The sequence below is a fragment of the Burkholderia sp. MSMB1459WGS genome, assembly GCF_001534535.1.
Taxonomy (GTDB): domain Bacteria; phylum Pseudomonadota; class Gammaproteobacteria; order Burkholderiales; family Burkholderiaceae; genus Burkholderia.
Genome location: NZ_LPMU01000014.1, coordinates 18891 through 41262, shown reverse-complemented (window position 1 = coordinate 41262; position 22372 = coordinate 18891). Strand labels below are relative to the sequence as shown.

Sequence of the window (22372 nt, the reverse complement as noted above, 5' to 3'; positions counted from 1 at the left end):
CGGCCGGTGCGCCATCCGCCGATCCGTCCGGCGGGCGGCGCACCGGCAGTCGGCATCAACCGGCTTTCGTGCCGTGCGCGCCGTCGGCGGTCGGCATATAGGACAACTCGAGCCGGTACGCGAGCGCGACGAACAGGCTCTGCGCGAGGCCCATCGTGGCGGTCAGCGCACGAAAGCCGAACGTCGCGCTCTCCTGCACCATCAGCGTCACTTCCGCCTCCCGCGCGAGCGGGCTCATCCGGCTGTCGGTGATCGCGATCAGCCGCGCGCCGCGCTGCGCGGCCTGCTGCGCGACCTGCACGGTCTCGTCCGCATACGGCATGAACGAGATCGCGATCATCACGTCGCCCGCGCGCACCGACCGGATCTGGCCGAGATGCATGCTGCCGAGCGCGCTGAACAGGCCGATCCGCTTGTCGGTGTGCTGCAGCGCATAGTCGAGGTATGCGGCGATCGGAAACGCGCGCCGCGACCCTGCGATCCAGATCGCCTGCGTATCGGCGAGCAAATCCACGGCCTGCGCGAGCGCCTGCGAATCGAGCGTCTGCCGCAACTGCTGCATCCCGGCAATGCTGCCCTTGATGAATTCGTCGGCGATCTGCTCGGGCTGCAGGCTCGACGAGCCGGCTTCGATCACGTCGCGCAGCCGCAAGCTGTACGCGCGCCCCGGCGCGATCTGCTGCGCGAGCCCCTCGCGGAACAGCCGCTGCATCTCGGAGAACCCGGAGAAGCCGAAGTGCTTCGCGAAGCGCACGACGGCCGACGGCTGGACGCCGCAAGCCTCCGCGAGCGACTGGATGCCTTCCAGCCCAAGCTGGTCCCGATGCGTTTCCACGTGACGCGCAATCACCTTCAGGCGATTGCTGAGACCGTCGTACTCCTGCGTCAGATGCTGCAGGAACTGCTCGACGGTGGCGGGAGGTTTCTCGGATGAACTCATCGGATAGCGCGAAGTTGACGGCCCCGATGCGCGCGCGATGCTGGCGGACACGGCCCGGGGCTCGACTGGATACATGCATGAAGGGCGAATTTAATCACGTTTGCGGCGCGGCCCGCGCCGCCTGCTCGCTCCCACGCGCTCGATCATCGCTTGCATACGCTCCACGGCAAGACTGGGAGCGATTGTCCAACGCACTCGCGGCGTCGTAAAGATCAGGGTGTCTACCAAGCCGGCCGTCGCGACCGAGCGCGACGATCCGCGGCGCAGCCGGCCCGCCCCCTCGCTCAACGATAGTCGACCCACACGCCGCCCGCATCGGCGGACCGCACGCAGTTCTCGACCCACCGCACGCCTTCGACGCCCGCATGGACGTCCGGAAAGCGGATCTGCTTCAACGTCTGCACGTCGCCGCGATCGGCCGCATCCATCGCGAGCGCGAAGCGCGCGTACAGGTTCGACCACGCTTCGAACAGCCCTTCCGGATGCCCGGCGCCGATGCGGTCTTCGCGCGTCGCGTTCGGGTGCAGGTACGGCATCCCGCGATCGAGCACCTGCGCGGGCTGCCCCTGGATCTCGTAGCGCAACTGGTTCGGATGTTCGTCCCACCATTCGACGCTCGCCTTCGAGCCGATCACGCGCACCTTCTGCCCGTGCATCGAGCCGGCGTTCACCGCGCTCGACCACACGTAGCCGATCGCACCCGTGTCGTATTCCATGATCGTGAACGCGTTGTCCTCGAGCGGCGCGCGGCTCTTCACGAAGCTCTGCCGCGAACACATCAGCCGTTTGATCTTCAGGTCCGGCGCCATCACTTCGGAGATGTACAGCGGGTGCGTGCCGATATCGCCGAGCACGTAGCTCGGCCCCGCGAATTTCGGGTCGACGCGCCAGCGCGCGGCGGCGCTCGCGGCTTCGACGCCGTCACTGTGAAAGCCGTGCGCGAACTGCATCTGCACGATGCGAATTTCGCCGAGATCGCCGCGCGCGATCATTTCGCGCGCCTGCTCGATCATCTGGTGTCCCGAATAGCCGTACGCGACGCCGACGATGCGGTTCTTCTCGACCGACAGACGCTGCAGCGCCTCGGCCTCCTCGGTCGTGAAGCACAGCGGCTTCTCGCAGACCACGTGCAGCCCCGCGTTCAGCGCCGCGCGGCAGATCTCGAAGTGCGTGTTGTTCGGCGTCGCGATCGACACCGCGCGGATGCCGTCGGCACGCTTCGCCTCGGCGTCGAACATCGTCCGGTAGTCGGGATAGCAGCGGTCCGCCGCGACGCCGAGCTTCACGCCGAACTGCCGCCCGCGCTCGGCATCGATGTCGAACGCGCCGGCAACCAGCTGGAAGCTGCCGTCGCGCAACGCGGCCGACCGGTGGCTGTAGCCGATCTGGCTGCCGAGCCCGCCGCCGACCATGCCCCAGCGAATCGAATGTCCGAGCAGAATCTGTCCGTCGATCATGATTGTCGTGTTCCTGTCCGTGTTCAGTGTTCAGAGTGTGTGCAAGGGGTCGGGCCGACGGCCGATCACGCGAACCCGGCCGATGCGAGAAACGCGCGGCTCGCGGCAACGTCGCGCAGGCTCGTGCCGGCATTGCGCGGGTCGCGCTCCTGCTCGATCGTGATGTAGCCGGCGTAGCCGATCTCGTCGAGCGCGTGGCGAATCGCGCGGTAGTCGAGCACGCCGGTGCCGATCGGGCACATCACGCCGCGCGCGCAGGCCGCGAAGAATGCGATGTGCTCGCCCATCACCGCGTCGTACACGGCCGCGTCGATATCCTTGAAATGCACGTAGTCGAGCCGCGCCGCATGGCGGCGCAGCCACGTTTGCGGGTCCATGCCCGAGTAATGCAGGTGGCCGGTGTCGAGACACAGGCCCGCCGTCTCGGCCGGAATGTCGGCGACGATCCGGTCGATCTCGTCCGCGAATTCGATGTAGCCGCCCGCATGCGGATGGATCACCGCGCGCACGCCGAACTCGTCGCGCGCGAGCGTCGCGATCTGCCGGATATGGTCCACCATCCGCGCCCAGCGCTCGTCGGACAGCCGCGGCGCGCGATCGCCGTGACCGGCCGCATAGTCGCGCTCCTCGTGGCCCCAGTCCATCACGACCAGGTACGGCGCCGCATGGCGCTGGCCCGGCTGCGTCGGCAGCTTCGGCAAGCGCGTGATCAGCGCGCAGATGTCGCGCGTCTGGCGCAGCAGGTTCGGCAGGTTCTCCGGCGACACCAGGTCGTCGAAGATCGTGCCGGCAGTGATGCTCAAGCGCTGACGCTCGAGCTCCGCGCTCACCACGTCGAGCTCGAGCGGGATATAGCCGTACGGGCCGAGCTCGATGCCCGAATAGCCGGCCAGTGCGGCTTCGGCGAGCACGTGCCGCCACGGCGGCAGGTGCGGATTCTTCACGTCGTCGACGCCCCAGCAGCACGGCGCGCAGCCAATCTTCATCGTCATGTCGGTCAGTCCATCAGGAAAGCGGTGCGTGGCCGCGTGGTCACGCGGCCCGATGTCAACGTGTCCGGCCTGTTCAGCCGCGATAGAACGCCGGGCGTTCGGCCATCGCGATCGGCTCGACCGCCCCGCTCTTCTGCGCGCGCACGCACGCATCGGCCGCGACCGCCGCCGCATAGCCGTCCCACGCGGACGGGCCGGTCAGCGCGCCCTGCCGCACGCCGTCGACGAACGCCTGCAGCTCGACGTCGTACGACGCGATGAAGCGCTCCTTCCAGTCGGTCATGATCTCGACCGACTGCCGCGCCGCATGCTTGAGCCCGACCGCGGGCGGATCGGGCAGCTTCGCGATGCCGTTCTCGCCGACCACCTCGCACTGGATGTCGTAGCCGTACTGGCAGTTCACGAAGATCTCGACGTCGATGCGCACGCCGCTCGCGGTTTCGAGCAGCACGATCTGCGGATCGGCGAGATGCGCGCTCGCATGGCGCGTCTTCTTCGGGTAGACGACCTGCGCGCTCGTGTAGTCCTCGCCGAGCAGCCAGCGCAGCACGTCGAGCTCGTGAATCAGCGTGTCGGTGATCGCCATGTCGGTGGTATAGCGCTCGCCGACCGACTGGTTGCGGTGCGCGCAATGCAGCATCAGCGGCGCACCGATTTCGCCGCTGTCGATCACGCGCTTGAGCGCACGATAGCCTTCGTCGTACGGACGCATGAAGCCGACCTGCACGAGCCGCTTGCCGTGCGCGATCTCGGCCTCGACGATGCGCATGCAGCCGTCAGCGGTGACCGCCAGCGGCTTCTCGCAGAACACCGGCTTGCCGTGCGCGATCGCGTCGAGCACGAACGCTTCGTGCGTCGGCCCCCACGACGTGACGAGCACGGCCTGCACGTCGACGGCCGCGACCACGTCGTGACCGTCGCCGTAGATTTCCGCGTCGAGCCCGTACTTCGTCACCGCATCGCGCGCCTGCTGCGGGTCGATGTCGTTGACGGCTACCACGCGTGCGCCGGACAGCGTGCGCGTAAGCCTGCGGATATGGTCCTGGCCGATCGCGCCGCAGCCGATCACACCGATTTGCAACGTCATCCGAATATCTCCAGTCGTTCGTTCATCAGCGGCGCGGCCCGTGCCGCGCCGGTCAACAATGGTTCCCAAACGGCTCAGCGCGCGGCCGCCCGCTCGAAATGGCGTTCGACGTAGCGCTGGATCGTGTCGCGCATGTAGCGCGACGACGCTTCCGCGCGGTCCTCCCACGCGAACACGCACGACGACATCACGCCGTCGAAGCCGGCGCTGCCGAGCGCGCCGAAAAACACGTCCCAGTCGATCTCGCCCTGCCCGATGTCGAGATGCTGGTGCACGCGGATCTGGTTCGAGCCCGGCGGGTTCACGATGTAGCGCAACTGGCTGCTCTTGCGGTGGTCGAAGGTGTCGGCCACGCGCACGTGCGCGAGAATCGGCGCGGCGGCCGCGATCATCGCGGCCATGTCGTCGCCGTAGTAGAACGTGTGCGGCGCGATGTACGACAGCTTCAGCGACGGCGAGCCGATGTTCGTGACGATGTCGATCGCCGGCTGCAGCTGCTCGATCCAGTCTTCCGGATGCGGCTCGACCGACAGCACGATGCGTTCGCGCTCGAGGATCGGCAGCAGCGTGTCCATCGAACGGAACCACGCGGCTTCGCACAGCTCCTTCGGGTTCGCGCCCGGCCGCTCGCCGACCGAACGCTCCGGCGACGCGCCGCGCCCGAACTCGGACACCATCAGCGGGCACTCCATCTCCACTGCGACCTCGATCGCCTTCTGCCAGCAGCGCACGGCCCATTGCCGCTCGTCCTCGAACGGGCTCGCCCAGCGGTACATCGGCTGCAGCGACGCGAGACCGACGCCGCTCGCGCGCATCGCCTGGCGGAACGCGGCCATGCGCTCGCGCGTCGCGCGCGGCATCACCCACCAGTCGAGAAAGTCGCTGCGCGGCGACAGCTCGATCTGGTCGTAGCCGAGTTCGGCGACCGCGTGCGGCAGCCGGTCGAGCGGCAGGTGGCGAATCATGTAGGGATCCAGAGCGATCTTCATCTTCTTCCTGGAAAGTTGCGTGGTGTCGGCCGCGTCGGAATCGGTCAGCGACGCGACTTCTTGTTGCGGTACTGATCGGCGATCACGGCCGCGACGATGATCGCGCCCTTCACCATCTCCTGGTAATACGCGTCGATGCGGATGAACGTGAAGCCCGACGTCATCACGCCGAGGATCAGCACGCCGATCACGGTGCCCGTCACGCGCCCGAGGCCGCCCGACAGCGACGTGCCGCCGATCACGACGGCCGCGATCGCATCGAGCTCGTACATCACGCCCATGCCCGACTGGCCGGAAATCGCGCGCGCGGCCGTCACGGTGCCGGCGATCCCGCTCAGGAGGCCCGCGATCGCATAGACGAAGATCAGGTGTCGCGTGACGTTGATGCCCGATACGACGGCCGCGTGGCGGTTCGCGCCGATCGCATACGTGTACTTGCCGAAGCGTGTGTAGCGCAGCACGACGTGGAAGATCGCGGCGATCACGAGAAAGACGATCACCGGATTGGCGCCCGCGCCGATCGCCGCGAACGAGTCGGTCAGCATCGACACCGGCATCCCGTTGGTGAACCACTTCGCGAAGCCGCGCGCGGCGACCATCGTGCCGAGCGTCGCGATGAACGGCGGGATGCCCGTCATCGCGATCAGCGTACCGTTCAGCAGGCCGACCAGCAGCCCGACGCACACGCCGGCGAGCACCGGCCAGATCACCGGCAAGTCGGTCAGGTGCGGAAACACCGCGCGCGGGAAGTCGGACACCTGCGCGAGGCTCGCCGACACGACGGCGGCCGCCGCGACCACCGACCCCGACGAGAGATCGATCCCGCTGGTGATGATCACGAGGTTCACGCCGACCGCGATGATGCCGATCACGGCCATTTGCAGCACGATGATTTCGAGCCGCTCGGCATTGAACAGGAAGCTCTGGCCGACGACGATCCAGCCGAGGATCTCGAAGAACAGGCTGATGCCGACCAGCACGAGGAAGATGCTCAGTTCGGGCGGCCACTTCGTATGCCGCGACTTGAGTGTCATGGTCTGCGCATCCGCGACCGGGTTCAGGTTGCCCATTTCAGTTGTCTCCAATCTTGTTTCGGCTCAGCGTGACGCGAGATCCATGATGCGGACCTGGTCGGCGTCCTTGCGATCGACGATGCCGGTCATGCGCCCTTCGTGCATCACCATCACGCGATCGCTCATCCCCAGCACTTCCGGCATTTCCGACGAGATCATCAGCACCGCGACGCCCTTGGCGGCAAGCGCGCTGACGAGCCGGTGGATCTCGGCCTTCGCGCCGACGTCGATGCCGCGCGTCGGTTCGTCGAGGATCAGGATGCGCGGCTGCGTGAGCAGCCAGCGACCGATCAGCACCTTCTGCTGGTTGCCGCCCGACAGGTTCTGGATTTCCTCGTGCAGCCCGGGCGACTTCACGCGCAGCATCCGGCTCATTTCCTCGCAGTCGCGCCTCAACTGCGCCTGCTGCACGAAATTGAACTTCACGTAGCGGCGGCTGAGCACCGCCGCTTCCATGTTCGCGAGCAGGTCGAGATTCAGGAAGCAGCCGGAGTCCTTGCGGTCCTCGGTGAGGAACGCCATCCCGTGTTTCATCGCCTGCGCAGGCGTCGCGATCCGCACCGGCTTGCCGTCGATGCGGATCTCGCCCGACGTGGCCGGCACGACGCCGAACAGCGCCTCCGCGACGTTCGAGCGCCCCGAGCCGACGAGGCCCGCGACGCCGAGGATCTCGCCCGCGCGCAGCTCGAAGCTCACGTCGCGGAACACGCCGTCGACGCAGAGATCCTTCACCGACAGCACGACGTCGCCGATCGGCACCTCTTCCTTCGGGAACATCTGCGTAATCTCGCGCCCGACCATCATGCGGATGATGTCGTCGCGCGTGACGTCGCTCGACGCATGCGTGCCGATGTACTTGCCGTCGCGGAACACCGAGAACTCGTCGGCGATCTCGAACAGCTCGTTCATCTTGTGCGTGATGTAGACGATGCCCTTGCCCTGCTCGCGCAGCTGGCGAATGATCCGGAACAGGTGCGTGACTTCCTTCTCGGTCAGCGCGGAGGTCGGCTCGTCCATGATCAGCACGTCCGAGTCGAACGACACGGCCTTCGCGATCTCGACCATCTGGCGGCTCGCGACCGTCAGCGTGCGCACGTCGGTTTCCGGGTCGATGTCGATCGACAGCCGCTCGAACAGCGCGGCCGTGCGGCGGCGCAGCTCGGCGTGATCGATCAGGCCGAAGCGGTTCTTCGGTTCGCGGCGGATCCAGATGTTCTCCGCGACCGTCATGTACGGCATCAGGTTGAGCTCCTGATGGATCATCGCGATGCCGCGGTCGAGCGCATCGAGCGGGCCGTTCAGCACGACCGGCTCGCCGTTGATCAGGATTTCGCCCTGGTCGGGCGTGTAGACGCCGGCGATGATCTTCATCAGCGTGGACTTGCCGGCGCCGTTCTCGCCCATCAGCGCATGAACGGTGCCGCGCCGCACGCGGAACTGCACGCCGTCGAGCGCGACGACGCCGGGAAAGGACTTGCCGACGCCGCGCACCTCGAGCACGCAGTCGGCCATGGCCGCACCGGACGAGCCGGGCGCGGCGGACGAGGCGGCAGGCGCGCTTTCGCTGGCCATCGAGCGCGCGATCCTGGCTGTAAACATGGACGTTCCTCGAAAGTCGCGCGCGAACCCGGCCGTGCCGGGCCCGCGCAGTTCAGCGGAAAAACCGGTCAGTGCTTCGCGTACTGGTTCATGTTCTCCGGCGTCACGAGCTCGAACGGCACGTTCACGTAGCGATCGACGGGCTGCTTCTTCGCGAGCTTCAGCGCGGTGGCGACGGCCTGCGCGCCCTGCCCGGTCGCGTTCTGGTACACGGACACCTTCAACTCGCCGGCCTTCATCGCCGCGAGGCCGTCCGGCGTCGCGTCGATGCCTGCGACGACCGTTTTCGGCGTCAGCTTGCGCGCGGCCTTCAGCGCGTTGATCGCGCCGATCGCCATTTCGTCGTTGTTCGACACGATCGCGTCGAACTTGGTCCCGGAGCTCAGCCAGTTCATCGTGATGTCCTGGCCCTGCGTGCGGCTCCACTTGCCTTCGCGCTTGTCGACGATCTTCATGCCCGCGCAATCCTTCGTCGCGATCACGTCCTCGATGTCCTTGGTGCGGGCGCGCGCCGATTCGTTGGACAGCTCGCCCATCAGCACGAGGATGTCGCCCTTGCCGCCGAGCAGCTTGCACACCTGGCGCGCCTGCAGCGTGCCCGACTGCTTTTCGTCGGAGGCGACGACGGCGACGCCGGCCGGCAGCTTGTCGAAATCGACCGGCTTGCGGTTCACGTAGACGAGCGGGATCTTCGCCGCGGTCACCATCTTCGTGATCTTCGGCGTCGCGTCGGTATCGACCGCGTTCACGATGATCGCGTCGACTTTCTGCGCGATCATGTTCTGGACCTGGCTCAACTGCTTGCCGACGTCATTGCCGCCGTCCTCGATCTGCACCGTCGCGCCGTCCTTCTTCGCCGAATCGGCGATGCTGTTGCGCAGGATGGTCAGGAACGTGTCGTCGAACGATGCCATCGTCACGCCGATCTTCTCCGCATGCGCGAGCGGCGCAGCCAGGATCGCGGCGGCCGCGACGGCCATCAGCTTGGTCTTCATGATCAATCTGTCTCCTCATCTCCGGGGGGCGGAAGACGGCGCATTGCGCGCCGCCGGGCCGAGTCCGATCTGTCCGATCGGGACTGAAGCATCCGGATGAAACTGTAGATCACTTCCTCGAGAATTTGGAAATTTATTTCTACGTGATTTCACCTAGGGAACTGGATTTCCAAAAAGTCTAGACTGCGTCCGTAGCCCGAATCCCGGCGGCAGGTAGCCTCGCGTCGTGCGGCACATGCCGCGGACAGCCGCCGCCGGATCGGTCCCCTAATCCGCCGGCAGCGCCGAACGCCGGCCGCGAGCGTGACACGTGATATGAGCCTGCTGAACTTTCCGAGTGACCGCCCCATCGATCTCGCCTGCCTCGGCCGTGTGGCCGTGGATCTCTATGCGCAGCAGTACGGCAGCCGCCTCGAAGACGCGCGCAGCTTCCAGATGTATCTCGGCGGCTCGTCGGGCAACGTCGCGTTCGGCGTCGCGCGGCTCGGGCTGAAGACCGCGATGATTTCGCGCGTCGGCGACGAGCAGATGGGCCGCTTCCTGCGCGAGACGCTCGAGCGCGAAGGCTGCGACACGAGCCAGCTGCAGACCGATCGCGAGCGCCTCACCGCGCTCGTGCTGCTCGGGCTGAAGGATCGCGATACGTTCCCGCTGCTGTTCGTGCGCGAGAACTGCGCGGACATGGCCGTGCGCGCCGACGAGATCAGCGAGGACTTCATCGCCGGTTGCCGCGCGCTGGCGATCACCGGCACGCATCTGTCGACGCCGGGCACGCGCGAGGCATCGCTGACCGCGCTCGGTTACGCGCGCCGCCACGGCGCGGTGCGCATCCTCGACATCGACTACCGGCCGGTGCTGTGGGGGCTGACCGCGCGCGGCGCCGGCGAGAACCGTTACGTACCCGACGCGCAGGTAACGCGGCAACTGCAGCAGGTGCTCGACGAATTCGATCTGCTGGTCGGCACCGAAGAGGAATTCCTGATCGCGGGCGGCGTGCCGCACGATCTGATCGCGTCGTTGCAGGCGGTGCGCGCGATCACGAACGCGACGCTGGTCGTCAAGCGCGGCGCGCTCGGCTGCTGCGTGATCGAAGGCGACGTTCCCGCGCGCATCGACGCCGCGCCGACCTTCGTCGGCGAACGCGTCGAGGTGCTCAACGTGCTCGGCGCGGGCGACGCGTTCCTGTCGGGCCTGCTGTCGGGGCTGCTGCGCGGGCGCGACTGGGCCGAATCGACGCGCATCGCGAACGCATGCGGCGCGATCGTCGTGTCGCGCCACGCGTGCTCGGCCGCGATGCCGACGCCGGCCGAGCTCGCGCACTGGTTCGGCGGCAGCCGCAATCCGGCGGTCGATGCCGACCGTACGCTCGCGCACCTGCATCGCGTGACGGTGCCGCGCCGCGAATGGGACGACCTGTACGTGATGGCGTTCGACCATCGCAGCCAGTTCTACGAGCTCGCGGTGCAGGCCGGCGCGGACGAAGCGCGGATCAGCACGTTGAAGCGCCTGCTCGTGCGCGCGGTCGAACAGGTCGAACGCGATCGCGGCATCGCCGGCCACGTCGGCGTGCTGATCGACGGCGGCGCGTACGGCGGCGACGCACTCGCATCGGCCACCGGGCGCGGCTGGTGGGTCGGCCGGCCGGTCGAGCTGCCGGGCTCGCGGCCGCTGCGGTTCGACGAGACGCGTTCGGTCGGCTCGTCGCTCACGCACTGGCCGACCGAACAGGTCGTGAAGTGCCTCGTTCACTATCACCCCGACGACGCCGTCGATCTACGCGTCGAGCAGGAGCAGCGCGTGCTCGAACTGTGGGAAGCCACGCGCGCGAGCGGCAACGAGCTGCTGCTGGAAATGATTCCGCCGCGCGCGGTCACGCCGGCCGGCACCGAGGACGACGCGGTGCTGCGCACGGTCGCGCGCTTCTACAACCTCGGCGTGAAGCCCGAATGGTGGAAGCTCACGCCGCTGAGCGCCGACGGCTGGGCACGGCTCGCCGCGCTGATCGCCGAGCGCGACCCGTACTGCCGCGGCGCGGTGATCCTCGGGCTGAACCAGCCGCTGCAATACCTCGTCGACAGCTTCCGCTCGGCGACCAACCCGATCGTCAAGGGCTTCATGGTCGGGCGCACGCTGTGGGCCGATGCATCGCTGAACTGGTTCGCGGGCCGGATCGACGATCAGGCGCTGATCGACGAAGTGGCCGGCAACTTCGCGCAACTGGTCGACGCGTGGCTGGGCCGCCGGGCCGCCGCGCGCGCCGCCGCAGCAGCCTGATGCCCGTGTTCGCGACGACCACCCGACTTCTCTCTATCGACCGACGATGACCACCACCGTAAGACTGACCGTCAGCCAGGCGCTCGTGCGCTACCTGGCCGCCCTGCGCGCCGAAGTCGTCCAGCCCGACGGCCGCACCGAAATCCTGCCGTACTGCGGCGGCGTGTTCGCGATCTTCGGCCACGGCAACGTGGCCGGGCTCGGCGAAGCGCTGCATGCCGAGAAGGACCGGCTGCCGACGTTTCGCGCGCACAACGAGCAAGGGATGGCCAACGCGGCCGTCGCGTTCGCGAAAGCGAATTTCCGCCAGCGGATGATGGCCGCGACGTCGAGCATCGGCCCCGGCGCGACCAACATGCTCACGTCCGCCGCGCTCGCGCACGTCGGCCGCTTGCCGCTGCTGCTGCTGCCCGGCGACGTGTTCGTGTCGCGGCTGCCCGACCCGGTACTGCAGCAGGTCGAGGATTTCGAACAGGGCGACGTCAGCGCGAACGACTGCTTCCGGCCGGTGACGCGCTACTTCGACCGCATCGCGTCGCCCGAGCAACTGCTCGTCGCGCTGCCGCGCGCGATCCAGGTGATGACCGATCCCGCGCAGTGCGGCCCCGTGTGCCTCGCGCTGCCGCAGGACGTACAGACCTTCGCGTACGACTGGCCCGAGGATTTCTTCGCGCCGCCGGTGATCCGGATGCGCCGGCCGCCGGCCGACCCGCTCGAACTCGCCGATGCGCTCGACGTGCTGAAGGCCGCGAAGAAGCCGCTGATCGTCGCCGGCGGCGGCGTGCTGTACAGCCAGGCGTGGGACGCGCTGCGCACGTTCGCCGACACGCATGGCGTGCCGGTGGCCGAATCGCAGGCCGGCAAGGGCAGCCTTGCGTGGGACCACCCGCTGAACCTCGGATCGATCGGCGTGACGGGCTCCCCCGCCGCCAATCGCGCGGCCGCGCAGGCCGACGTCGTGTTCGCGGTCGGCACGCGGCTGCAGGATTTCACGACCGGCTCGCACGCGCTTTACGGCGACGCAACGTTGTTGAGCCTGAACGTGCAGCCGTTCGACGCGGGAAAGAAACGCGGCCGGCAACTGGTTGCCGACGCGCGTACGGGCCTCGGCCAGCTGTCGGCCGCGCTGGCCGGCTGGCGCGCCGACGCGGCGTGGACGGCCGCGAACCGCGACCAGGCCGCCGCATGGAACGCGCGCGTGACGGAGCTGACCACCCGGATTCCGACCGACACGCTGCCGTACGACGCGGAAGTGATCGGCGCGGTGCGCGATTCCGCGGCCGACGCGGGGCGCGACAGCGCGCGCGACGACCTCGTCGTCTGCGCGGCCGGCACGCTGCCGGCCGAACTGCACAAGCTGTGGCGCAGCGGCGTGCCGGGCAACTACCACATGGACTATGCGTATTCGTGCATGGGCTACGAGGTCGCGGGCGGCCTCGGCGCGAAGCTTGCACGCCCCGGGCGCGAAGTGATCGTGATCGTCGGCGACGGCTCGTACATGATGCTCAACGCGGAACTCGCGACCTCCGTGATGCTCGGCCGCAAGCTGATCGTCGTGATCCTCGACAACCGCGGCTACGGCTGCATCGAGCGGTTGCAGCTCAACTGCGGCGGCGCCAGCTTCAACAACATGCTCGACGACTGCGTGCCCGAAGGCGGCGAACGCTCGACGATCGACTTCGCGATGCATGCGCGCGCGATGGGTGCGGACGCCGTGCACGTGCGCGACGTCGGCGAGTTGCGCCGCGAAATGAAACGCGCGCGGGCGGCGACGAAGAGCCAGGTGCTCGTGATCGACACCACGCACCGTCGCACCACCGACGACGGCGGCGCGTGGTGGGAAGTCGCGGTGCCGCAGGTCTCCGCACGCGCCGGTGTCGAACGCGCGCACCAGGCGTATCTCGACGCGAAAACCCGGCAGCGGCGCTGATCGCGCACGCTGCGCCACGAACATGCCCCGCCCCCCATCATCCGAATCGAATCGAGGAAGCAAGACATGAGCTGGAACGTCCGCATCGGCATCAATCCCCTGTCGTGGATGAACGACGACCTGCCGTCGCTCGGCGGCGAGACGCCGCTCGAGACGGCGCTGAAGGAAGGCGCCGAAATCGGCTATGCGGGCTTCGAGCTCGGCAACAAGTTTCCGAAGACGGGCCCCGAACTGAAGGCGAAGCTCGCCGAATTCGGGCTCGTGTGCGTGTCGGGCTGGTACTCGGGCTTCCTCGCGGAAGTCGCGCCGGGCATGACCGACGCCGATGCCGTCGCGGCGGAAATCGAGCGCTGCCGCGCGCACATGACGAAGCTGCAATTCAACGACGTGACGGTCGTCGTGTACGGCGAATGCGCGGGCACGATCCAGGGCAGCATCGACACGCCGGTCGCGAAGCGCCCGCGTTTCGTCGACGACGAAGCGTGGCGGCGCTACGCGGCGCGCCTCGACGCGTTCGGCGCGCATCTGCTCGACACCTACGGGATCCGGCTCGCCTACCATCACCACATGGGCGCGTACGTCGAATCGCCGGACGACGTCGACCGGCTGATGGCGCTGACCGACCCCGCGAAGGTGTTCCTGCTGTTCGACACCGGCCACGCGTATTTCGGCGGCGCGGCCGACCCGGTGGCGCTGCTGAGGAAACACGTATCGCGCGTGGCGCACGTGCATTGCAAGGACGTGCGCCCGCGGGTCGTCAACCAGGCGCGCAACGACGGCTGGAGCTTCCTGAACGGCGTGATCAACGGCACCTTCACGGTGCCGGGCGACGGCGCGCTCGACTACGACGCGACGCTGCGCACGCTGAAGGACGCCGGCTACGAAGGCTGGCTCGTCGTCGAGGCCGAGCAGGATCCGGCCGTCGCGCCGAGCTATGCATATGCGAAGAAGGGCTACGAGTCGCTGCGCGCGATCGTCGACCGGTTGAGCGCGTGAACCCGCGCGCGACCGTCTGAGCGCTCGAGCCCCACCCTATTGCGGAGACCCACTTCATGACGATTTCTCCCCTGCTGGTCAAGGCATCCGCCGACCGCGAAATCTGCAACGTCACGCCCGAATCGGCCGGCTGGAAGCACGTCGGCTTTCGCGCGCTGCGCCTGAAGGCCGGCGACGCCGAGACGCTCGACACGGGCACGCGCGAACTGTGCGTCGTCGTGCTGACCGGCACGGTGCGCGCGGACGTCGACGGCGAAACCTACGACGCGCTCGGCAAGCGCGACAGCGTATTCGAAGACGTATCGCCTGACGCGCTGTACGTGCCGGGCGGCAAGCGCGTCACGCTGGTCGCGACGCGCGATGCGGAAGTCGCGCTGTGCACCGCGCCGTATGCGAGCGGCGACAAGCCCGTGCGGCGCCTCGACGGCGAACGGATGCGCCGCTCGGTGCGCGGGCAAGGCACCAACACGCGCTACGTATGCGACATCCTGATGGGCGACAACCCGGCCGCCGAGCGCCTCCTCGTCGTCGAAGTCGTCACGCCGGCCAGCCATTCGAGCAGCTATCCGCCGCACAAGCACGACCGCGACGCGGCGCCCGACGAAACCTCGCTCGAGGAAACCTACTATCACCGGATCGATCCGCCGCAGGGTTTCGCGTTCCAGCGCGTGTACACCGACGACCGCACCCTCGACGAGGCGTGCGCGGTCGAGAACCACGACGTCGTGATGGTGCCGCGCGGCTACCACCCGGTCGTGGCTCCTCACGGCTACAACCTGTACTACCTGAACGTGATGGCCGGGCCGAGCCGCGCGTGGGCGTTCAAGAACGACCCCGCGCACGAGTGGATGCTCGACGCGGCGCCGAAACGCTGACGTGCCGAAGCGCCGAAGCACTGAACGGAAGACGGGCCCACGCGGCCCGTGACGATGCGACGCCCGGCCCGCGTATCGAGCCGGCAACGCCACGGAGCCCGCCATGGTGACGTCCCCCTTTCGCCTCGAACCCCACGCCTTCGACGACGATGCGTCGACTCCGGCGCTGCCGCACTTCGATGCAGCCGTCGCGCGCCGCGTGGGAGAAATCGCGGTCAACCTCGCGTCGCGACGCGGGCTGCCGATTGCGGTCGGCATCGTCGGCGAGCAGGCGCTGCTGTTCTACTGCGCGCTCGACGGTAGCGGCGCGCACGACGGCGATGCGATCCGCCGACGGCAAAACACGGTCCTGCGTTTCGGCCAGAGTTCGCTCGCGGTCGGCGCGCGCTTTCGGCGTGCCGGCTGGTCGCTGGGGTCGCAGGGCCTGTCGGACGACGACTACGCGCTCGACGGCGGCGGCGTGCCGTTGCGGATCGCCGGCGCCGGCCTCGTCGGCGCAATGGCGATCGCGGGCCTCGGCTCCGAACGCGATCACGCGCTCGTCGTCGAATGCTTGCGGTGGCACGTCGGCGCGAATGCGCTGGCGATGAGCGCGTAGCGCGTCGCCCCCGCTCGCGGCCGATGGGCAGCGGATCGCGCAGCCCCTCGGCATCCCTCTTTCATTCGACGCGAAACGCAAACGGAACCCGAACGGGCCGCAGCGTGTCGAGATTCACGCCGGCGAGCCCTGTTCGCCCCTTTGCCAGCAGCGTATCGTCGCGATAGACCTCCTGCTGGAACGCGAGACGTACGCGAGTGAACTCGGCGAGTGTCGTGCGGATCGTCAACGGTTCGTCGTGATGCGCCGGCGACAGGAACTCCGTCTCGATACGGCAGACGATAAGTCCGGTTCGCAGCTCGGCCATCATGTGCGCGAGATCGATGCCGTTGGCGCGATACCATTCCATCCTGGCCTGATCGAACCAGCGCAGGTAGTTCGCGTGATAGACGACGCCGCCGAGATCGACATCCGCGAACGGCACGCGCAGCGAAAGATGATGACTGCGATGGCAGGGAGCAGCGTCCATGTCGAGACCTCCAGGAGAAATCGGCAGTTCGGAAAAAGGCATGCGGCAGCGCGCTATTGCGTCTGCGCACAGTAGGCGTTCGTCATGACGAGGGTCGCATTGACGCCGCCGAAACCGAAACTGTTCGTCATCACGGTCGTCAGTTTCCGCTGCGTGGTCGCAGTGACGATGTCGAAGCCACGTGCGCCGTCGTCGAGCTGCTCGATGTTCATGCTCGGTGCAATGAATCCCCCGCTCATCATGAGCAGTGCATAGATAAATTCGTGCACGCCGGCCGCACCCTGCGCGTGGCCGGTCGTCGACTTGGTCGACGACAACGGCGGCGCGGCCTCGCCGAACACATTCCGAATCGCGCGGAGTTCGCGGATGTCGCCGACGGGCGTAGACGTGCCGTGCGTGTTCAGATAGTCGATCGGCAAATCGATACCGAGCAACGCGAGCCTCATGCTGCGCTCGGCGCCTTCGCCGGACGGCAGGACCATGTCGATGCCGTCGGTCGTCGTGCCGTAGCCGATCACTTCCGCATGCACGCGCGCGCCGCGCTCGATGGCATGGTTCATTTCCTCGACCACGACGATCCCTGCGCCGCCCGAGATCACGAAGCCGTCGCGAGCCGCATCATAGGTGCGCGACGCACGCATCGGCGTATCGTTGAAGCGGGTGGACAGTGCGCCGATCGCATCGTACTGGCATGCGATTTCCCAGCCCAGTTCTTCAGCGCCGCCGGCGAACACGATGTCCTGCGTGCCCGCCCGGATCAATTCGACGGCATGGCCTATGCACTGTGCGGATGCGGCGCACGCGCCACAGATCGCATAGCTCACGCCGCGTACGCCGAACGCGACGGCAAGGCACGCGGCATGCACGGACGGCATCGAATGCACGATGTCGTACGCGCCGACGCCGCGCACTCCGCGCGTACGCATGGCATCGACCGCATGGACGTATCCGAGCGACATCCCGCACGCGTTGCCGACGATCACGCCGGTGCGCTCGTTCGATACCAGACGCGGAGGCAGCCGCGCGTCGTCGATCGCCTGTTGCATGCATGCGAACGCCTGCAGCGCGGCAGGGGTCATCCATCGGAGATGCCGGCGATCGACGCGGTCGGCAGCGGGCACCTCGACAGGTGCCCAGACGTGGCTGCGCAATCCCGCGTCCCTGAACGATTCGGAAAACACGACACCGCTGCGACCCGTGCGCAACGCTTCGCGCACGGTCGGGACATCGCTGCCGATGCTGGACGCAATGCCGATCCCCGTGATGACCGCACGTCTCATGCCCCGCTTCCCCAAAGACGAACCATGTCGGCGTCGGCAGCATGCCGACGGTCGCGCCGCCTATGTGCACCCGGCCGGCCAGCGATGTGTGCCGTCTGCGTCCGGATTCGAATCCGCCGGATCAGTTCAGAGGAATTAAATATCGAAATTCGCGTTTTCGCAAACCCGACCGAATCCGCGCAGCGGAGGTGCGGGGCAGCAGGGCCTGCGACGCTGCAGTCGCGGGGGCACGTTGCCGCGCGCACGGCCCCCTAATGTCGACTCAGTTCAACCCGCCGCTCACGACAAGGTGTTCGCCGGTCATCCAGCGTGCATCGTCCGATGCGAGGAACACGGCGACCGACGCGATGTCGTTCGGCTCGCCGAGGCGGCCGAGCGGCGTCTGGCCGAGCACCTGCGCTTCGAGATCGGAACCGATGATGCCCGCGCTGTGCGTGCCTTCGGTCACGATCATCCCCGGGTTGATCGCGTTCACGCGGATCTTGCGCGGGCCGAGTTCGAGCGCGAGCACGCCGGTGATCGCGTCGACCGCGCCCTTCGTGCCGCTGTACACGGCGCTGGCGGGCGGCGTGATGCTGGTCACCACCGAGCTGATGTTGATGATGCTCGCGCCTTCGCCGAGATGCTTGACCGCCGCCTGCGTGGTCAGCAGCACGCCGAACACGTTCGTGTCGAACTGCCGGCGGTAGTGTTCTTCGGTGATCGCTTCGATCGGCGCGAATTCGTACACGCCGGAGTTGTTGACGAGCACGTCGAGACGACCATACGTTTCGATGGCGGTATCGACGATGCGTTGCGCGTCGGCGGCCTTCGACACATCGCCGCCGACCGCGACCGCGCGGCCGCCCGCTTCCGCGATCGCGCTCACGACCGCATCCGCGCCTGCCTTGCTGCTCGCGTAGTTGACGACGACCGATGCACCTTCGCCCGCCAGTGCCTTCGCGATTGCCGCGCCGATGCCCTTCGATGCGCCCGTGACGATCGCTACCTTGCCTGCCAGCTTGCTCATGATTTCATTCCTCAGTCAGAAGACGTTCGATGGATGGCGCCGGTTGCCGAGACGACGCGTCGATGCGTCGATGCGTCGTTGCATCGATGCGTTGCGATGACGACCGGCCTGACAGGCAATGTACGGTGCGGCACCGCGGCGATAAAGCGGCCCAAAGCGAATTGACTGGCGGAGTTTGCCGAACAATCGACTGGATGCCGTCAGCCGGCGCTCAGCCACGCGTGGGCAACCTCGCCGCCCAGCCCGTCGAGCCCACCGTCGTAGACGATCCGTCCGCGCCCCATTACCGCCGCGCGCCGCGCGAGCCGCGGCGCAAGCTGCAACCGCTGCTCGATCAGCACGATCGACACGCCGTCGGCCTGCAGCGCGGCGAGGCACGCACCGACTTCGTCGACCGCGAGCGGCGCGAGCCCTTCGGCCGGTTCGTCGACGATCAGCACGCGCGGCCGGCCGGCGAGTGCGCGCACCAGCGCGAGCACCTGCTGCTCGCCGCCCGACAGCCGCCCGGCTTTCACGCCCGCGCGCGCGGCCAGCAGCGGAAAACGCTCGAACAGGCGGTCGAGCGCCGCGCGTTCGGTTGCGCCGCTCGCGCCGCGCAAACCGAGCCGCAGGTTATCGCGCACGGTCAGCAGCGGAAACACGTCGCGGCTTTCGGCCACGTAAGCGACGCCGCGCCGCGCGATCTCGAACGTCCGCGCACCCGCGCATTCGGCGCCGGCGATGCGCACCGAGCCGGCCGTGCGCACGAGCCCCATCACGGCCTTCGCGAGCGTCGAGCGCCCCGAGCCGTTGCGGCCGAGCAGCGCGAGCGTCTCGCCCGGCGCGAGCGCGAGATCGACGCCGTCGAGCACGGGTTGCAACCCGTACCACGCACGCAGCCCGCGAATATCGAGCACGGCGCTCATGCCGCGCCCTCGCCCAGGTAGGCGGCCCGCACGCGCGAATCGGCGCGGATCGCGTCGGGCGCGCCGGTCGCGACCACCGTGCCGCGCACGAGCACGGTGATGCGTTCGGCGAAACCGAACACCGCGTCCATGTCGTGCTCGATCATCAGCACGGTGCGGCCCTGCGTCGTCGCGCGGATCAGCGCGATCATCCGCGCCGCCTGCGCGCGGCTCATGCCGGCCGTCGGCTCGTCGAGCAGCAGCGTACGCGCGCCGCTCGCGAGCGCGATCCCGAGATCGAGCGCGCGCTGCTCCGCATAGCTCAACTCGGCGGCCGGCGTGTCGCGCCGCGCGTCGAGGCCGATGTCGTGCAGCACGCGTGCCGCCGCGCGATCGATCGACGCCGATTCGCGCAGCCGGTTCCACCAGCGCCGCCGTTCGGCCGGCGCATGCAGCGCCGCGCAGCGCAGATTGTCGAACACCGTCAGGCGCGCGAACGCGCTCGTCTGCTGAAAACTGCGGCCGATGCCGAGGCGGCTCGCGACGACCGGCCCGCGCCCGCGCAGCTCGACGCCGTGCAGCACGACGCGCCCGCGCGTCGGCCGCGTCGCCCCGGCAATCACGCCGAACAGCGTCGATTTGCCCGCGCCGTTCGGCCCGATCAGCGCATGGCGCTCGCCGGCCGCGATGCTCAAGTCGACCCCGTCGAGCACGGTCTGCGCGCCGAAGCGCTGCACGACGCCGTGAAGCGCGATCGCGTTGCCGTTCATCGCGCGTCCTCCTGCGTGGCCACCGCCGCGTCATGCGCGAGCCGCGCGCGCCAGCGCCACAGCAGCGTGCCGATGCCGGCCGCCGAGCACGCGACGGCCCAGCCGGCCGGCGTATCGGCGTCGATGCCCCACGCGCCGAACGCGAGGCCCGTGCCGTCGTCCTGCGCGAAGCGCCATGCATAACCGAGCTCGGCCGCGCAGACGATCGCGACGCCCCAGAACGCGCACGCACCGACGGCGCACAGCACGCGCCACCGCTCGACGGCCGGCGCGCCGCGCCGCAGCGCAGGCGCGAGCGCCCGCACAATGCCCGCGATCCCGCCGGGCGCGGCCACGACGATCGCGACGAACAGCACGCCGAGATACAGCGCCCACGCGCGCGACACACCCGCGACGACGATACTCAGCGCGGTCAGCACGGCCGCGCCGGCCGCCGGCCCGAAGAATGCGCCGGTGCCGCCGATCACCGCGGCGATCAGCACGGTCGCCGAGCGCGCCATCGACACGCTGTCGGGCGTCGCGATCTCGACGTCGATCAGCGTCAGCGTGCCGGCGATGCCGGCGAAGAACGATGCGCAGGTGACCATCGCGAGCCGTACACGGCGCGGATCGGTGCCGAGCGCGGCGACGCGCGCCGGGTTGTCGCGCACTGCGTTCGCGAGCCGCGCGAGCGGCGTGCGCGTCAGCGCATGCATCGCCCACGCCGACACGACGCACCACGCGGCGATCAACGCATACGCGTGCGCCGGCGCGCCGAAATGCGCGTTGCCCCACGGCGCACCGCTCGCGCGATCGATCGGCACGCCGCCGAGACCGCCGAACCACGCGGGCACGCTCCACGCGGCGGCGGCGACGCATTCGCCGAGGCCGAGCGTGATCATCGCGAACGCGGTGCCGGAACGACGCGTCGCCAGCAGCCCGGCGACGAACCCGAAGCCCGCGCCGGCCACGCCGCCGACGAGCGGCAACAGCGGCAGCGGACCGCCGATATGGTTGAACCAGTGGGCTGCCGCGAACGCGCCGAGGCCTGCGAATGCCGCATGTCCGAACGACAGCAGCCCGGTCGTGCCGAGCTGCAGGTTGTACGACAGCGCGAGCACGACGAGCGCGGCCGTCTGCGCGAGATAGCCGAGCACCGCGCCATGCGGCCACAGCCATGCGGGCAGCGCGACGCACGCGGCGAACAGCGTCCAGCGCACGCATCCGGCCAGTGCGCGGCTAGGCATCGGCACGCTCGCCGAACAGCCCGCGCGGCCGCGCGACCAGGACCGCAACGAGCAGCAGGTACGGCACCAACGGCGCCAGTTGCGCGATCGACACGGTGGCCACGCTGTCGGGCAGCGCGATGCCCGTCCATTGCGCGAGGTCACGCAGCGACGTGTCGCTCGCGGCCGTGAAGGTCTGCGCGAAGCCGACCGCGAGCGACGCGACGAACGCGCCGCCGAGCGAGCCCAGGCCGCCGATCACGACGACCGCGAACACGACCGACCCGACCGTCTCGGCGAGCGCGGGCTCGATCACCGCGAGCGGCGCGCCGATCACGCCGGCCAGCGCCGCGAGCGCGGTGCCCGCACCGAACAGCGCCGTCATCACACGCGGCACGTCGTAGCCGAGCGCCTCGACGGCCGCGCGATGCGTGAGCGCCGCGCGCACGACGAGCCCGATGCGCGATGCGCGCAGCAGCCCGCCGAGCGCGACCAGCATCGCCGCGGACATCGCCATCATGAACAGCCGGTAACGCGGCAACGCGAGACCGAACACGGTCACGGGCGCGCCGTCGAACAGCGGCGGCACGGGCGCCGGCAGCGGCGCGAGGCCCCACGCGAGTTTCGCGCCCTCGCCGATCAGGTACGCGAGACCGAAGGTCAGCAGCAGTTCGCTCGTATGGCCGCGCGCCTGCACACGGCGCAGCAGCACGCGTTCGCAGCCGGCGCCGAGCAGCCCGACCGCCAGCGGCGCGAGCACGAGCGCGGCCCAGAAGCCCGCCGAGGCCGCGATGCCGTAGCCGACATACGCACCGAGCATGTAGAAGCTCGCATGCGCGAAGTTGAGCACGCCCTGCACGCTGAAGATCAGCGTGAGGCCGGCCGACAGCATGAACAGCAGCAGGCCGTAGCTGAGGCCGTTGAAGGCCTGGAGCGCGAACGCGTGCACC

The 22372-nt window shown here is 68.6% G+C and carries 20 protein-coding genes; 5 read left to right on the top strand and 15 right to left on the bottom strand.

Annotation, left to right across the window (positions count from 1 at the left end; translation table 11 throughout):
- Window positions 1-55: 55 nt before the first annotated feature.
- From WT97_RS06745 to WT97_RS06710, 8 genes are all read right to left on the bottom strand, one after another.
- Window positions 56-940, bottom strand: a complete 885-nt coding sequence (locus tag WT97_RS06745) for a MurR/RpiR family transcriptional regulator (protein WP_059505653.1) — start codon at window positions 938-940, stop codon at window positions 56-58.
- 284 nt (window positions 941-1224) lie between these two features.
- Window positions 1225-2397, bottom strand: coding sequence for a Gfo/Idh/MocA family protein (locus WT97_RS06740; protein WP_059505651.1), 1173 nt, complete (start codon window positions 2395-2397; stop codon window positions 1225-1227).
- A gap of 65 nt (window positions 2398-2462) precedes the next feature.
- Complete coding sequence (locus WT97_RS06735) at window positions 2463-3389, bottom strand: TIM barrel protein (protein ID WP_059505649.1); 927 nt, start codon at window positions 3387-3389, stop codon at window positions 2463-2465.
- Window positions 3390-3462: 73 nt separating this feature from the next.
- Complete coding sequence (locus WT97_RS06730; RefSeq protein ID WP_059505647.1) at window positions 3463-4476, bottom strand: Gfo/Idh/MocA family protein; 1014 nt, start codon at window positions 4474-4476, stop codon at window positions 3463-3465.
- A gap of 74 nt (window positions 4477-4550) precedes the next feature.
- Window positions 4551-5465 carry a sugar phosphate isomerase/epimerase family protein gene (locus tag WT97_RS06725; protein ID WP_060353184.1) on the bottom strand — a complete coding sequence of 305 codons (915 nt, stop codon included), beginning with the start codon at window positions 5463-5465 and terminating at the stop codon, window positions 4551-4553.
- Window positions 5466-5509: 44 nt separating this feature from the next.
- Entirely contained in the window at window positions 5510-6535 is a 1026-nt protein-coding gene (locus WT97_RS06720) for an ABC transporter permease (protein WP_034207066.1), read from the bottom strand.
- 27 nt (window positions 6536-6562) lie between these two features.
- Window positions 6563-8137: a sugar ABC transporter ATP-binding protein gene (locus WT97_RS06715; protein WP_060353183.1), complete on the bottom strand. Its 1575-nt coding sequence runs from the start codon at window positions 8135-8137 to the stop codon at window positions 6563-6565.
- 68 nt (window positions 8138-8205) lie between these two features.
- Window positions 8206-9132: a sugar ABC transporter substrate-binding protein gene (locus tag WT97_RS06710; RefSeq protein ID WP_059505642.1), complete on the bottom strand. Its 927-nt coding sequence runs from the start codon at window positions 9130-9132 to the stop codon at window positions 8206-8208.
- Between the two features lie 315 nt (window positions 9133-9447).
- Between WT97_RS06710 and iolC the strand changes: the two genes are divergently transcribed.
- The 5 genes from iolC to WT97_RS06685 all read left to right on the top strand — a co-directional run bounded on the left by iolC (window position 9448) and on the right by WT97_RS06685 (window position 15805).
- On the top strand, window positions 9448-11406 hold the full coding sequence (gene iolC, locus WT97_RS06705) for a 5-dehydro-2-deoxygluconokinase (RefSeq protein ID WP_060353182.1): 1959 nt from the start codon (window positions 9448-9450) through the stop codon (window positions 11404-11406).
- A gap of 46 nt (window positions 11407-11452) precedes the next feature.
- A complete protein-coding gene (iolD, locus tag WT97_RS06700; protein ID WP_060353181.1) occupies window positions 11453-13336 on the top strand; it encodes a 3D-(3,5/4)-trihydroxycyclohexane-1,2-dione acylhydrolase (decyclizing) in 1884 nt (627 codons plus the stop codon).
- A 66-nt stretch (window positions 13337-13402) separates the two neighbouring features.
- Window positions 13403-14332 carry a myo-inosose-2 dehydratase gene (gene iolE, locus WT97_RS06695; RefSeq protein WP_060353180.1) on the top strand — a complete coding sequence of 310 codons (930 nt, stop codon included), beginning with the start codon at window positions 13403-13405 and terminating at the stop codon, window positions 14330-14332.
- Between the two features lie 56 nt (window positions 14333-14388).
- Window positions 14389-15207 carry a 5-deoxy-glucuronate isomerase gene (gene iolB / locus WT97_RS06690; RefSeq protein ID WP_060353179.1) on the top strand — a complete coding sequence of 273 codons (819 nt, stop codon included), beginning with the start codon at window positions 14389-14391 and terminating at the stop codon, window positions 15205-15207.
- Between the two features lie 103 nt (window positions 15208-15310).
- Window positions 15311-15805 carry a heme-degrading domain-containing protein gene (locus tag WT97_RS06685; protein ID WP_060353178.1) on the top strand — a complete coding sequence of 165 codons (495 nt, stop codon included), beginning with the start codon at window positions 15311-15313 and terminating at the stop codon, window positions 15803-15805.
- A 61-nt stretch (window positions 15806-15866) separates the two neighbouring features.
- Here WT97_RS06685 and WT97_RS06680 read toward each other — a convergent pair whose 3' ends face one another.
- The 7 genes from WT97_RS06680 to WT97_RS06650 form a co-directional block, all read right to left on the bottom strand.
- Entirely contained in the window at window positions 15867-16274 is a 408-nt protein-coding gene (locus WT97_RS06680) for a YbgC/FadM family acyl-CoA thioesterase (RefSeq protein WP_059505634.1), read from the bottom strand.
- Window positions 16275-16327: 53 nt separating this feature from the next.
- Complete coding sequence (locus tag WT97_RS06675) at window positions 16328-17554, bottom strand: beta-ketoacyl synthase N-terminal-like domain-containing protein (RefSeq protein WP_060034368.1); 1227 nt, start codon at window positions 17552-17554, stop codon at window positions 16328-16330.
- Between the two features lie 262 nt (window positions 17555-17816).
- On the bottom strand, window positions 17817-18563 hold the full coding sequence (locus WT97_RS06670; protein ID WP_059505631.1) for an SDR family NAD(P)-dependent oxidoreductase: 747 nt from the start codon (window positions 18561-18563) through the stop codon (window positions 17817-17819).
- A 200-nt stretch (window positions 18564-18763) separates the two neighbouring features.
- Window positions 18764-19468, bottom strand: a complete 705-nt coding sequence (locus tag WT97_RS06665) for an ABC transporter ATP-binding protein (protein ID WP_059505629.1) — start codon at window positions 19466-19468, stop codon at window positions 18764-18766.
- A complete protein-coding gene (locus tag WT97_RS06660) occupies window positions 19465-20217 on the bottom strand; it encodes an ABC transporter ATP-binding protein (RefSeq protein WP_060034375.1) in 753 nt (250 codons plus the stop codon). Before WT97_RS06660 ends, WT97_RS06665 begins: the two co-directional genes overlap by 4 nt.
- Window positions 20214-21443 carry a branched-chain amino acid ABC transporter permease gene (locus WT97_RS06655; RefSeq protein WP_060353177.1) on the bottom strand — a complete coding sequence of 410 codons (1230 nt, stop codon included), beginning with the start codon at window positions 21441-21443 and terminating at the stop codon, window positions 20214-20216. The genes WT97_RS06660 and WT97_RS06655 overlap by 4 nt, the downstream gene beginning before the upstream one ends.
- Window positions 21436-22371, bottom strand: coding sequence for a branched-chain amino acid ABC transporter permease (locus tag WT97_RS06650; RefSeq protein ID WP_060353176.1), 936 nt, complete (start codon window positions 22369-22371; stop codon window positions 21436-21438). The genes WT97_RS06655 and WT97_RS06650 overlap by 8 nt, the downstream gene beginning before the upstream one ends.
- Between the last annotated feature and the right edge of the window lies 1 nt (window position 22372).